At 30.9% G+C, this 13272-nt stretch carries 18 protein-coding genes; 4 read left to right on the top strand and 14 right to left on the bottom strand.

What is annotated here, in order from left to right; all coding sequences use genetic code 11:
- Positions 1–3: 3 nt before the first annotated feature.
- A complete protein-coding gene (locus D1816_RS18820; protein WP_118504859.1) occupies positions 4–417 on the top strand; it encodes a DUF6691 family protein in 414 nt (137 codons plus the stop codon).
- On the opposite strand, the gene D1816_RS18815 is transcribed toward D1816_RS18820, so the two are convergent.
- The 13 genes from D1816_RS18815 to D1816_RS18755 all read right to left on the bottom strand — a co-directional run bounded on the left by D1816_RS18815 (position 406) and on the right by D1816_RS18755 (position 9610).
- The gene (locus tag D1816_RS18815; RefSeq protein ID WP_118504857.1) at positions 406–1410 is read right to left on the bottom strand and encodes an NAD(P)-dependent oxidoreductase; all 1005 of its coding nucleotides are present in this window, start codon (positions 1408–1410) and stop codon (positions 406–408) included. The genes D1816_RS18820 and D1816_RS18815 overlap by 12 nt on opposite strands.
- Positions 1391–2029, bottom strand: coding sequence for a hypothetical protein (locus D1816_RS18810; RefSeq protein ID WP_232517405.1), 639 nt, complete (start codon positions 2027–2029; stop codon positions 1391–1393). Before D1816_RS18810 ends, D1816_RS18815 begins: the two co-directional genes overlap by 20 nt.
- A gap of 38 nt (positions 2030–2067) precedes the next feature.
- Complete coding sequence (locus tag D1816_RS18805) at positions 2068–2568, bottom strand: hypothetical protein (protein WP_118504855.1); 501 nt, start codon at positions 2566–2568, stop codon at positions 2068–2070.
- A gap of 7 nt (positions 2569–2575) precedes the next feature.
- Positions 2576–3019 carry a hypothetical protein gene (locus D1816_RS18800; RefSeq protein ID WP_066316211.1) on the bottom strand — a complete coding sequence of 148 codons (444 nt, stop codon included), beginning with the start codon at positions 3017–3019 and terminating at the stop codon, positions 2576–2578.
- A gap of 97 nt (positions 3020–3116) precedes the next feature.
- A complete protein-coding gene (locus D1816_RS18795; protein WP_118504853.1) occupies positions 3117–3560 on the bottom strand; it encodes an Hsp20/alpha crystallin family protein in 444 nt (147 codons plus the stop codon).
- A 93-nt stretch (positions 3561–3653) separates the two neighbouring features.
- Positions 3654–4073, bottom strand: coding sequence for a hypothetical protein (locus D1816_RS18790; protein ID WP_118504851.1), 420 nt, complete (start codon positions 4071–4073; stop codon positions 3654–3656).
- Between the two features lie 96 nt (positions 4074–4169).
- On the bottom strand, positions 4170–4589 hold the full coding sequence (locus D1816_RS18785) for a hypothetical protein (protein WP_066316206.1): 420 nt from the start codon (positions 4587–4589) through the stop codon (positions 4170–4172).
- 11 nt (positions 4590–4600) lie between these two features.
- Complete coding sequence (locus D1816_RS18780; protein WP_118504849.1) at positions 4601–5452, bottom strand: universal stress protein; 852 nt, start codon at positions 5450–5452, stop codon at positions 4601–4603.
- A 67-nt stretch (positions 5453–5519) separates the two neighbouring features.
- Positions 5520–6368 carry a universal stress protein gene (locus D1816_RS18775; protein WP_066316195.1) on the bottom strand — a complete coding sequence of 283 codons (849 nt, stop codon included), beginning with the start codon at positions 6366–6368 and terminating at the stop codon, positions 5520–5522.
- A gap of 102 nt (positions 6369–6470) precedes the next feature.
- Positions 6471–6947, bottom strand: a complete 477-nt coding sequence (locus tag D1816_RS18770; RefSeq protein WP_066316193.1) for a universal stress protein — start codon at positions 6945–6947, stop codon at positions 6471–6473.
- A gap of 65 nt (positions 6948–7012) precedes the next feature.
- Positions 7013–7861 carry a universal stress protein gene (locus tag D1816_RS18765; protein ID WP_118504847.1) on the bottom strand — a complete coding sequence of 283 codons (849 nt, stop codon included), beginning with the start codon at positions 7859–7861 and terminating at the stop codon, positions 7013–7015.
- 23 nt (positions 7862–7884) lie between these two features.
- A complete protein-coding gene (locus tag D1816_RS18760) occupies positions 7885–8736 on the bottom strand; it encodes a universal stress protein (RefSeq protein ID WP_118504845.1) in 852 nt (283 codons plus the stop codon).
- Between the two features lie 28 nt (positions 8737–8764).
- Positions 8765–9610: a universal stress protein gene (locus D1816_RS18755; RefSeq protein WP_118504843.1), complete on the bottom strand. Its 846-nt coding sequence runs from the start codon at positions 9608–9610 to the stop codon at positions 8765–8767.
- A 140-nt stretch (positions 9611–9750) separates the two neighbouring features.
- On the opposite strand from D1816_RS18755, the gene D1816_RS18750 reads away from it, so the two are divergent.
- Positions 9751–12138, top strand: coding sequence for a heavy metal translocating P-type ATPase metal-binding domain-containing protein (locus D1816_RS18750; protein WP_118504841.1), 2388 nt, complete (start codon positions 9751–9753; stop codon positions 12136–12138).
- Positions 12138–12743, top strand: a complete 606-nt coding sequence (gene pdxH / locus D1816_RS18745) for a pyridoxamine 5'-phosphate oxidase (RefSeq protein WP_066316176.1) — start codon at positions 12138–12140, stop codon at positions 12741–12743. Before D1816_RS18750 ends, pdxH begins: the two co-directional genes overlap by 1 nt.
- On the opposite strand, the gene D1816_RS18740 is transcribed toward pdxH, so the two are convergent.
- Positions 12740–12949 carry a DUF2892 domain-containing protein gene (locus D1816_RS18740; protein ID WP_066316174.1) on the bottom strand — a complete coding sequence of 70 codons (210 nt, stop codon included), beginning with the start codon at positions 12947–12949 and terminating at the stop codon, positions 12740–12742. The two genes, pdxH and D1816_RS18740, sit on opposite strands and share 4 nt — an antisense overlap.
- A 128-nt stretch (positions 12950–13077) precedes the next feature.
- Here D1816_RS18740 and ccoS point away from each other — a divergent pair, with 128 nt between their 5' ends.
- Positions 13078–13272 carry a cbb3-type cytochrome oxidase assembly protein CcoS gene (ccoS, locus tag D1816_RS18735; RefSeq protein ID WP_066316171.1) on the top strand — a complete coding sequence of 65 codons (195 nt, stop codon included), beginning with the start codon at positions 13078–13080 and terminating at the stop codon, positions 13270–13272.

The following is a 13272-nucleotide window of genomic DNA, read 5'->3' as shown; positions in this document are numbered from 1 at the left end:
CATATGCGTTCAATTATATATTTATTCATCGGGATTTTTTTTGGGATTGTATTATTTAAGTCCGAAGCGGCTTCGTGGTTTAGAATTTATGAGATGTTCCAGTTTAAATCTTTTCATATGTACGGCATCATCGGTTCTGCAGTGGGTCTTGGTATTATCGTAATTCAGCTCATCAAAAAATTGAATATAAAATCGCTTTACGGGGAGGGTATAAAAATTCAACCAAAAAACAGAAGTTTTAAAAGATATATGTTCGGTGGGATCATTTTTGGATTAGGTTGGGCACTTGCAGGAGCATGTCCTGGCCCTATGTTTGTATTATTAGGCGCAGGATATTTACCTATCTTAATTGTTATTATTTCTTCTATTTTAGGTACTTTTTTATATGGTATTATAAAACATAAACTACCCCACTAATGCAGGAATAAGTTCATGCGTACTCGGTTTGTTTTGAGCCCAACAGTTAATTGTACAAAAGGTCGTATCTGCAATAGTAGTAAGCGCTTCTTTAGTAGCAAAAGCCTGATGCGCTGTGAGCAGTACATTAGGTAAATCGATAAGTTGTTTTAATACTGTATCATCTGGTTTGTTTTTAGAACGATCATAGAAGAAAATTCCTTGTTCATACTCATACACATCTGCGGCATAAGCTGCTATTTTTTTTGATATCAAAGCGGTTATAATATCTTTTGTATCTACTATTGCACCACGTGCAATATTGACAATTATAACTTCTTTTTTCATAAGATCAATACAGCTCTTATTAATAAGGTGATATGTTCGGGTATTTAAAGGCGTGCTCAAAAAAATAATGCCGGATTGTCTACATATGTTTTCAAGATCCATATACTTCATATCATATTGCTCGACTAACTCTTTATCTTCTTGAATGTCGTGCCCCACAATAGTGCAACCAAAGCCATATAGTATTTTGCTTAATGCTTTACCTATTCTACCCGTACCAATGACTCCTACCGTTTTTTGATTTAGATTGGTTCCAACCAAGTTACTTAGAGAAAAGTTATACGCATTTACTTGTTGGTTAGCTTGTATAAGCTTACGTTTAATTGCTAATAATAGCGCAATCCCATGCTCTGCAATGGTAATCGGTGAATATCCCGCAGCATTAGCTACTTTAATATTTAGTTTTTGGGCAGTAGCCAAGTTGATATTGTCATACCCAGTAGATCGAAGAACGATATATTTTATATTAAAGTCTTTTAATCGTTCTAACACCATAGTTGACCCATCATCTGCGGGGGAAATACAAATAGCATCAAACTCCATAGCTAGTGCTGCCGTTTTTGATGTAAGATGATCTGGTATATATTTTACATGATGTACCTCATTATTCGATTTTTCGAGAAAAGGAATTTCAAAATCTTTACTACTATAAGTCAATATCTTCATCTTCAAAATCTTCAATGATTAATAATCGCTGTCCTTTTAAAGCCCAAACCAATACTTTTATATAATCACCAACTGCCTTTTTAATATTTTCGGGTTCGGTGATGTCTATTGATCCTTTCCATATTAATTCTTTGTCTTTATCAGAACAAATACAATAGAGAGACGACTCTGCATGAAAAACCTGGTATTCTTCGTAATACCCATCGTTATAATAGATTTCTTGATTTTCATAATAATCATCTCTAAAATTATTAAATGTTTTATCTAAATTTCTATATGCTTGTACCGTACTGACTTTATCTTCTATTCTTACTACTTTGGAAAGTAATATCGCATCAAATTCTTTTTCGACTAATTGTGACTCTAAAGCAAGTATATCCTCTTCTGTTCTAGGAGTACTCGTAAAGGTTTCTTCAAAAAAATCAAGGCTTCTTACTGCGTTAACTCCATTCTTACCTAGTTCTGTTACAAGTTTCTTTTCAAATACTTTTCGGTTACTATCGTTTGATGATATGCCAATGACCAGCACTTTTTGTGCTTCAAAAGTATCTATTTCTGGATTTTTCCAATTTTCGACTAACTCACTAGATGAGCAGCTATAAAAAAGTCCGATGATCATGAAAAGATATATATATCGCTTATTCATAGTATCCCTATTTACTTTATTATTTTGTTTAATCGTTCTACCAGTATGGTAGTATATTTTGGGGCTTTGGTTATTATAGATTCTCCTGATATCACATCAACATCTTTTAACACTATATTACTGCTACCCACAGTTGAAACAACAATTAGTTTATCTAACTGATCAGGGTGGTTTTTAATAAATTTCCTGAGATTAAATGGAGGACGATTATACTCCCAAGAATTAATAATTACTATAGCATCCCATTTATCAATATCTACAGTAAAAAATGTGTAGGCATCTATCACTTTAAAATAGATATCCTCATTTTGATAATGCCTTAGCATACCTAGTACCAAAGAGTCTTTAAAACTACTACCCTGCGAGGCTATTAACACTTTAGTAGTTAGACTTGAATCCTTGACCTTAATTGGTATTACAGTATCCATCTCATATTTATGCGCATACCAAATCCAAATGCCTATAAAACTCATCAAAACTAAAAAGACTACTATTATGGCTGTTCTTTTCATTAAAAAATCAACTTAATAATCGCTTTTGTTTATTCTCTTTCATGATCGTTTTGATCAAATTAAAAATTGTTCTTTTTAGCTCTTTATAGTGATTAAAATATACATTAACCTCTTGTAATAGTACTCGATGATGTTGCTTGTATTCTTTTTCCTTTACAAGTTCATCTAGATCATCAACAAGTATTAAAAGTTCATTATGGTGATTAATTATTTTCTTTAGTAAAGGAGTTATCATCTTTTGTTTGTATGCTAGTTCTTGTATGATGACTTTACTTTTTCTATAATTTTCTTTAGAAATAAGGTGTAGTGTATGCTCTTCAACAAGTTTAGTTAAAAATTGCTGCTCATCCTTGATAAACTTTAATTCTGATATCCAATGCAAAGAGGTTTCATATAATTCTTCTGGACTTTTCCATGCTACATATTTTGTGTTTGGTGCTTGCGTTTTCATCGGTTTTAGATTTTAGTTTTACAATCACAAGACATCCAATTTCATAAAGACAGAGGATAATGATGCCCCTTTTTATCCTCTGTCTTACCTATTAAAATTAATTAATCTCTATAATTTTTTTAGGTTGTTCTTTGACCTCTTCTGTTTTTAAAAGTTTTACAGTCAAAATGCCATTGTTATACTTCGCTTTTACATCCTCATTTTGGTTTATACTAGTAGGTAATTGTAACTTACGATCAAATTCGTTATAGCTAAACTCTCTACGCTTATAACCGTTATCTTCTTCTATTTCTTCATTACTATTTTTTGCACAAATATGCAATACGTCGTCTTCCATGGTTACTTCAATATCATTTTTAGAAAAACCAGGAACTGCGAGTTCGATTTCAAAGGCATCTTCGTTTTCTTTTAGGTTCATTGCAGGTAGATTTCTATCTCTTACAAAAAAATCATCTGCAAAAAAATCATCGGTATCCAACCAGTTAGATGCTCGGTCATTAAACCAAGGAAATCTGTTCTTGTTAAATTTAATTAGTGACATGTTTTTACGTTTTTAATGTTATTGATTATTTTGAGTATTAAAGTTAGACATACAACAGCTTTCTTAAAATGATAAATATCAGTTTATTGCCTTCTAACAGTCTTTCTTATTTTTTTTGAGTATACCGCCAGCATAATTAAAAACTTCAGATTTCAATTTTTTAAACCTTTGATAAAACTCATCAAAATCTTGTTGTAATATCAGGTGATCTTTATAATAATAATTATCACAAGAAATAGTATCACATTCTAGCATCCCTCCTAATTCGTTTTCATGTTTTCGTATCTCTTGATGTAACTTTGAAATATCTTTTTCTAGTGTTTTCATAGTAATCTTATACTCTTGTAACCGTTCAAAAAGATTAGGAGTAGTAGGCTCAAATACATACGAGTTTAATAATTGATTGATAAACTTTACTTCGGATTCTATAAACTCTAGATTTGATTTCCAATCCAGATTATCAAGATGAAGGTTTTTAAGTTCTTTTTGAGATGCGATCGCTGTTGATTTCATTAGTATTAGTTTTAAACTGAAGAAAAATTATGTGAATTAACATTCAAAATGCGATACTAGTGAGATTACCAAACTAAGATCCTTTTGACAACTAGATCAGGCAAACGTATTATTTGTATTAAAATACTCTCGTATAAGGGCTTTTGTTTGGTTATCAGTCATACTATCTGCCCTAAGTACATCTTTTACTTTTTTACTAATATCTGCATAGTGTTCTTTAAGTTCTTTATTAAATTTTTGCCCTGTTTCTGCAGGTCCAAAAATCACAACTTTATCTGCTTCTTTTAGTAGCTGTGCTATTTTTTTAAAGTACTCTTTATGTTGTTTTTTCTCTCTTTCTAAATACTTACTATCATGCACAACATCCTGTGGACCGCCTTTAAAACGAGTTCCGGATCCTCCAGAAATTTTGAAAGTATCAATCTCTGACAGTATTGTTATCATTTCTTCTTGGTTATCGGTTACTTTGATAACATGAGCTTTTTCTTTATCTATCCAAATTCCTATATTCTTCATCTTTTTATATTTTAGTTTTTGATATCATGTAATGCTAAAACGGGAACTTTAGAGTGGTATCCTAAATTCTTAACCATTGGTTTTGAAAATATACTTCCAAAAAAACTATGCTTTCTGTTTACAAAAGTGATCATATCACTCTCTCTACTCTCTACAAAAGCACTTAATCCTCCTTTTACATCAACATTATGTAGTACATGAAAAGTGTGTTGTATGGCATCAAAGTTTTCTTCTAACAATTTCTTGTTATTTTCTTGTTCTTGGGTCAATGGTTCTCCATCTGAAACATATAATACCCGTATTGCTGCATTGCTAATTTTTGCTATTTCTATAACATGCTGTAACTCTCTTCTTTTAAAACTTGTTTTATAATCTGTGGGAAATACAATTTCTTTAGGTTCCTGATATAATGTATCTTGAGGTATTGCCATTACAGGACAGTTTCTTACTTTTTCCATGATAAGAACAGTATTGCTACCATATACTATGGTTGCTGCATCTGTATTACCTTTGGTCCCCATGATAACCATCTCGATATCTCTTTTTTCGACCAAATCCAAGATAGCGTCTAGTAATAAGCTAAATTGAGAAACCATATAAAATTTATGATTTGGATTATCATCTCTAAATGTTAGTCTTTCTAGAATTTTGCCTAATCCTTTTTCTGATTTTTCTTTTGCCTCTTCATATAATTTTTCACCTGGCTCTGGAACCATCATACTTTCTAAACCATATCCGGTAACACTAAAGGTGTTTAAAACATAAAAATCACAATCTTCATTTTTATAAAGTTCTATTGCATATGTAATAGCATTCCAAGCATTTCTGGAAAAATCTGTAGGTAATAAAATTTTCTTTCTCATCTGTATGGTTTTTTAAATTGATTTCTATAAAAATAAATGTATCCGCTAGAGAAAACTATGATAATTATCAGCTCATTACCGCAGGAATTACTAAAAATGGAATCGTAGCTTTAAAGCCTATTTTTTTTACTACTGCTTCACGAGTAACACTTTCTATTAAACCATGTCTGTGCTTTAACATCACTAACATATTAACATTCATTTTATCAATAAATTCATTTATGATTTCGGATTTTTTTGTAAAGTTGGATACCCAATGCATGCTATATTTATGATTGTTGAGATATCCTTTCAAAATCTTAAAATTTTCTTCTTGCTCTTGGTTTAATTTTTCATTTTCATGAATATGTATGACCCTAATTGTAGCGTCAAACAATTTGGTTATTTCTAATAGTGGTTGCAGTGCTTTATTATCGATTGTTTTAAAACCTGTTGCAAAGGCTATATCTGTAGGTTTTTGAAAATCAAAATTTACCGGAATCATTAACACAGGACAGTCTTTAATTTTTTGAATCACTTTAACTGTATTACTTCCTATAAAAACTTCTTTTAACCCGCTAGCTCCTTTGGTACCCATAACCACAAGATCAATATCTTTATTTTTGATTGTTTTATTTACAGTTTCTGTTAATTTTTTTGATACAGATATAGTCTCAAAATGATGATTAAAGTCCTCTGTATCTCTCACAATTGCATGTTTTACAGCAATTAGTTTCTCATTAGATTCTTTACTAAGTCGCTTGTATAATAACTCTCCCTTGGTTTTATCTAGTCTACTTGTTAAAACAGGAGTTTCAACATCAAAAGTGTTTAGAATAAAAAAATGACAAGCTTCATCTTGAAATAATTGAGTAGCATAAAAAAGTGCACTATATGCATTATTTGAAAAATCGGTAGGTACTAATATTCGTTTCATTATTTACTTATTTTATATCCTATATGGAAAGAAGCTAATTACTAGCTATCAAGAACCTTATGACGATTCTCATTTAAATTAATTAGAGCGTTTTAAACAGTTTTAAACCACCATATTTTTTGTAGAAAAAAAGGCTTCTGTACTTTCAAAATTAAAAGTTTCGGGTACCGCAAGAACTGGACAACATTTAATCTTTTGAATTATGTTTGATGTATTGCTTCCGATAAAAAAGCCCTTTGCACCAGTAGCTCCTTTGGTTCCCATTACAATTAGATTGATTTGCTTTTCTGCAACGATACTTTCTATTGTAGTTATTAGTTTTTGAGAGGTAGAAATAATATCAAAAGAATGTTTATAATCCTCGGTATCTCTCGTAATTGAATGAAATACTTCTATCAATTTTTCTTTTGATTCGTTTACTAACTGTTCACCTTGTTTACCCAGTAAAGTACTTTTGTCGGTATCTAAAGTATTCAAAATATAAAACAGGCACGGTTCATTTTTAAATAAGCGCGTTGCATAGTATAATGCATTATAAGCATTATCTGAAAAATCGGTAGGTACTAGTATCTTTTTCATGGTCTTAGTTTTAAATATTGAATTATAAAACTATGAGCAAATCGTTTAAAATGCTATGATAATTATCATGTATCGGCAGGAATAATCAAAAAGGGAATTGTAGTATGAAAAGTTATTTTCTTTATAACCTCTTCTCTTAATAATCGTTTTATAAAACTATGTTCATAATTGATCATCACAAGTATATCAATTTTTAAATCACTTATAAACAAATCAACCGCATTCTCAAGTGTAGAGAAATCCGGAATAACATGAAAATCATATTTCACACTCTTAAAAAAATGCTCTAGTGAACTTGAATTATAACTTTGAATACTACCTAATTCTGGTTGGTCATATATATGTATCATTCTTATAGTAGCATCATACGATTTTGATAAGTGTAGTATAGGAGCTATTTCTGATCTATGATATATTCTTTTAAAATCTGTTGCAAAACCTATTTCAGAAATCCCTTTAAAAGTATACATTTCAGGAATTACCAAAATCGGACAATTATTAACGTTCTTGATAACATTATGAGTATTGCTTCCTAGAAAAATCTCTTTAGCTCCTGTAGCACCTTTTGTACCTATTACGATCATATCAAAGTAATCTTTAGTAATTACTTCTTGAATCGTATGTGCCAAAGAACCTGGTTTAGAAATAGTAACAAAACTATGTGCTGCATCCGTCCTAGAATTTTTAATATCTTCAAGGACTGTTTTTAGTCCTTCTTGAGATTGTACTCTAACAGAATCATATAAATATCCTATCCTTTGCGAACTTATTGTTGTTGCTAATTGTACAGAACTAAGGTCATAAGCATGTAATACGTAAAACGTGCAAGTAGTGCCTTTATACAATTGCATAGCATACAACACTGTATTCCACGAATTATCAGAAAAATCAGTAGGAATTAATATCCTTTTCATGAGCTCTTAGTTTTAATCATCGATTATTCCATCCTTTTTTTTGAAGGAATCACTAAAAATGGCACATTAGTATGATATGCTATTTGGTGAATAACTGGTTTAAAAAGTAAGTTTTCAAAAAAGGAATGTTTGTTATGAATCATGACCAGTAAATTGATTTTATACTTTACCTGAAAGTCTTCTATTGCTTCTAACACATCAACACCTTCTGCCAAATGAAATACATGCGCATTGCTTTTAAAGTACTCATCTAAAAACTGTTTGGTTTCTTGTTGATGTTCTTCTAATGCAACTCCGTAATATGCATTTAATATATTCATTCTACATAGGTGTCGATCACAGATTTCTTTTAAAAAAGGCAAAAAAGCATTGTCCTGTTTAACTTTATAATCTGTAGCAAATAAAACATCTTTAGGTTTTTCGTATTCAAAGCCATCAGGAACCGCTATAACAGGACATTTAGCATTTTTTATAGTGTACATTGTATGTGTTCCTATAAATACTTCTTTTGCTCCTGTTGCCCCTTTTGTTCCCATTATGATGCAGTCGATCATGTATTTATCTACTACTTCTTTAATTTCTCCGACCAAAGTATTAAGAGCTGATAATTGAATGAAATTATGTCTAGGGTTTTTGAATTCCTTTTTAATTCTTTTTTCAGTTTCTTCTATTTGTTTTTTAGAATTCATCAAGGCAATATTCTCAAAATCATAGGGTACTGGGGTTTCAACCAAGTATCCCACATTATACGAAACGGGAGTAAATGTGTTTAACAGATAAAAAGTAGTATCATCATCTCTAAACAATTGCATCGCATATCGAATGGCATTAAATGCATTTTCTGAAAAATCTGTGGGTAATAAAATACGTTTCATCTTATTAGATTTATTTCATGATTATTTTTTATCGTTCTATATTTTGAAGCACCAAAAAAGGGATTTTAATATGTAATCCTATTTTATCTATTGTTGATTGGTATAGTAGACTTTCTAGATATGATCTTCTCGAATTTATCATTACTAAAAAATCAATTCGATTTTCTTTTACAAATTGATTGATAGCAGTTGTAATATCTTTTGCTAGTATTCTATGGGCATCATGTTCAATTTCTGAAAGTGAAGCCAAAAGAAAAGCTTTGTTCTCTTCTTGGCGTAAAGAGAGTTTATCAAAATTCGAAACATATAAAAAGTGAATTTTAGACCTAAAGCTCTTGGTGAATGTATTCAATAACTTTAGTTCTCTTCTCTTAAAAGGCAGTTGATAATCTGTAGGTAATAGCACTTTTTTTGGTTGCGTATATATACAACTATCAGGTATTCCTAATACTGGGCATTTTACGTATTTAAGCACTTGTAATGTGTTACTGCCAAAGGTTAAATTTCGATCATTTGTTTTTCCTCTGGTTCCCATGATTAGGATATCTATATTTTCATGCTCTACAATACTATTAACCTCATCTATTAAAGTCCCAAAAACCGACATCGTCTGGTAGTTATGCTTGGGATTAGGTGAGATTTGATGTAACCTTGTAAGAACCTTAGCAAGTTCTTTATCAGAATTTTGACCAACCTTTTCTTTTACTTCTTCAAAAACATCTGGAGAAACTAATCTATTATGATCATATACCTCATCTGCATACGCATGTAGTATAAAAAAGTCGCAACGCTCATATTTAAACAGCGCTACAACATACTGTAAAGCATTCATAGCATTTTCTGAAAAATCTGTAGGAATAACTATTTTTCTCATTCTTATCTGTTTTAGAATATCATAAAACTAGATAAACACAAATGCAGAAACTATGATTTTTATCAGTCAAGAAAGTATGATATTAATCATATTATATCCAAAAGTGTTTTAACAACTTTGCAAAAATTAATGAGACGATTATGGTAGAATCCACATGTTTCCATTGTGGAAATGATTGCGATAAAAACAGTATTAACTATGATCAAAAAACATTCTGTTGTAATGGGTGCAAGACTGTATATGATATTTTTTCAAATCATGATTTATCCTGTTATTATGATTTACAATCAGCTCCTGGAGCCATTCCTAAAGAAATTGAAGGAAAATACGATTATCTCGATACTCCTGCTATTGCTGAGAAACTAATTGAGTTTGACGATGACAATACTCAAATAATCACTTTGTACATCCCTCATATACATTGTAGCTCGTGTATTTGGATTTTAGAAAACCTGCATAAACTTCAGCCTGAAATATCTGTATCTCAAGTTAACTTTCCAAAAAAAACAGTACGCATTACTTTTAATAATAAAAGCATTTCACTTAAAGAGGTTGTTTCTTTATTAAGCACTATCGGTTATGAACCCTATATTAGTTTAGAAGATTATTCGACTGGTGCACAACAAATAAATCGTAGTTTGATTTATAAATTAGGTATTGCAGGATTTGCCTTTGGAAACGTAATGTTTCTATCGTTTCCTGAGTATTTTGAAGTTTCTGAATTTTGGTTAGAGCGTTACAAACATACTTTTCGTTGGTTGATGTTTGCCTTCTCAATTCCTGTCGTATTTTATGCAGCTCAAGAATATTTTATTTCGGCTTACAAAGGTTTACGCTCCAGAATACTAAACATCGATATTCCAATTGCATTAGGTATTCTAGCTCTTTTTATGCGAAGTACAATTGAAATTATTTTTGATTGGGGTACTGGTTTTTTTGACAGTCTTACCGGACTTGTTTTCTTTTTATTGTTAGGTAAATTTTTTCAACAAAGAACGTATTCATTTTTATCCTTCGAAAGAGATTATAAATCCTATTTTCCAATTGCCGTCACTAGAATAAGTAAAGACAACAAAAAAGAAAAGAGTATTCAGGTATATGATATTAAGAAAGGTGATCGGTTATTAATACGAAATAGAGAACTCATACCTGTAGATTGCATTTTAATAAAGGGTGATGCACAAATCGATTATAGTTTTGTAACAGGCGAAAGAGAACCTGTGGTTAAGCAATCTGGTGATAAACTTTTTGCCGGAGGAAAGCAAATGAACGCAGCAATAGAGATTGAAGCGATAAAATCTGTAGAACAAAGTTATCTAACGCAATTATGGAGTAACGATATCTTTACAAGTAAGGCATCAGTTTCCTTTACAAATCTTACAGATACCATAAGCAAATATTTTACAATAGTCATTTTATCTATTGCAATATTGGCAACTACATTTTGGATTATTGTTGATGCTACAAAAGCAATACATGTATTTACAGCTGTATTAATTATTGCTTGTCCTTGTGCATTGGCGTTGGCAAGACCTTTTGCTTTAGGTAATATCCTACGCATTTTTGGAAAACATAAATTCTATCTCAAAAACACGGACGTTATTGAGCAATTAGCACAAATCGATAGTATTATTTTTGATAAGACCGGTACCATAACTACCGCTACATCAGGAGCTATTCAATATCACGGTATGCCACTGACTCCTGAAGAAGAATCTTTGCTTAAAAATACCTTAAGAGCCTCTAACCATCCTTTAAGCCGAAAACTATATGCCATACTTGATCAATATGATATCATGACCTTAGATGATTATCAAGAGTATTTAGGAAAAGGTATTTCAGGAACATTGGATCAAGAGCATATAAAAATAGGATCGTCGGATTTTGTTGGGGGTACTACAATTACAGAAAAATTGAATACGAGTGTACATATTAGTGCAAACAATACGTATAAAGGGCATTATAGTTTTCATAATCAATATAGAAATGGTGTACAGTCTATATTTGAAGCTTTATCCAAAGATTATGAATTAACAATTTTATCAGGTGATAATGATGGTGAAAAAGAGTATCTCACAAAGTTTCTTCCAGAAGAAACTACCTTGCTTTTTAACCAAAAACCTAATAACAAACTTAACTACATAAAATCCCTGCAGCAAAAAAACCAAAAAGTTGTTATGGTTGGTGATGGACTTAACGATGCAGGAGCTCTTAAACAAAGTAATGTGGGTATTGCCATTTCTGAAAATGTAAATGTATTTTCGCCCGCTTGCGATGCCATTTTAGATGCCTCTAAATTTGATCAAATCTCTACGTATTTAACCGTATCAAAAAATGGAATCCGAATTATAAAGTCAAGTTTTGTGTTATCTTTTATCTATAACACAATCGGGCTATTTTTTGCTGTTACAGGCCAATTATCTCCAATAATTGCAGCTATATTAATGCCGTTAAGTTCTATTTCTGTAGTATTATATGTTACACTACTCACAAATATTTCATGTAAAAAAATAACCAAGTCAACATAATGACATTGAATGATCATAATCCAATAGCACATTTTCAAAAATGGTTTCACGAAGTAGATAAAGCTTATCCCGAAGACGAAACTAATATCATGCTATTATCTACAATAGGATTAGATGGTTATCCAAAAAGTAGGGTTGTTTTATTAAAACGATTTACATGGGAAGGTTTTGTATTCTTTACAAATTATAATAGCGAAAAAGGAAAAGCTATAGCCGCAAACCATAATGTTTCTCTTCATTTTAACTGGTCTAATGCAAAACGTAATGTACTTATTTTGGGTAAAGCACATAAAATTGCTTCCAATTTATCTGATGGGTATTTTGACTCTAGACCCCAAGGAAGTAAAATAGCTACATGGGCATCGTATCAAAGTGATATAATTTTATCCCGAGAAATACTGGATACTCGTTTTAGATATTACCAAAATTTGTTTACAAATCAGGATATTCCAAGACCAGAATATTGGGGTGGATATATAATCAAACCTAACTATCTTGAATTTAAAGAATATACTACTGCCAAAGAATATAGTGATATCACATTATACACACTTAATGCAGATTATAGCTGGTCTAAACATAGAAAATACGATCATAATCACTAATGTTCATTAGTCTTGTAAGTAGTAATATTTAGCACCTTATACAAAGGGCACCATCTTGCAAAACCCGTAAGTATTACTATTCCTGATATGGTCAATAAAAAGATTCCTAAGGTATTCGAAACGTAATTTTCATAGAATAAATAGGCTAACACAATGCCTATTAAAATTCTAAGAACTGCATCTATCTTTCCTATATTTTTCTTCATAACAAAAAATCTTTAGAGCGTTAAAAATCAGTTTTCACAAAGTTGCTAAAGAAATCCTCAGAAAAACCTGACAAATGTCATTTTTTAAGAAAAGCTTCACACATACTTTTGAGGCATAAACGTAAAACATGGGTGTGATTTATATACTTCTAACGATTAGTATAATCGTAGCGATCGTCTTTTTTATCAGTTTTATTATAGCTGTTAAAAATGGGCAATACGATGATGTATATACTCCTTCTGTTAGAATGCTCTTTGATGATGAAATTGTTAAAGACCAAAACGCAAAACCTTCAAAAACTACTAAAACTAAACAATCATAA

It is taken from the genome of Aquimarina sp. AD10, from assembly GCF_003443715.1.
Lineage (GTDB): Bacteria > Bacteroidota > Bacteroidia > Flavobacteriales > Flavobacteriaceae > Aquimarina > Aquimarina aggregata.
The sequence above is the reverse complement of the archived record's forward strand: the minus strand, read 5'-3'. Positions and strand labels throughout refer to the sequence as shown.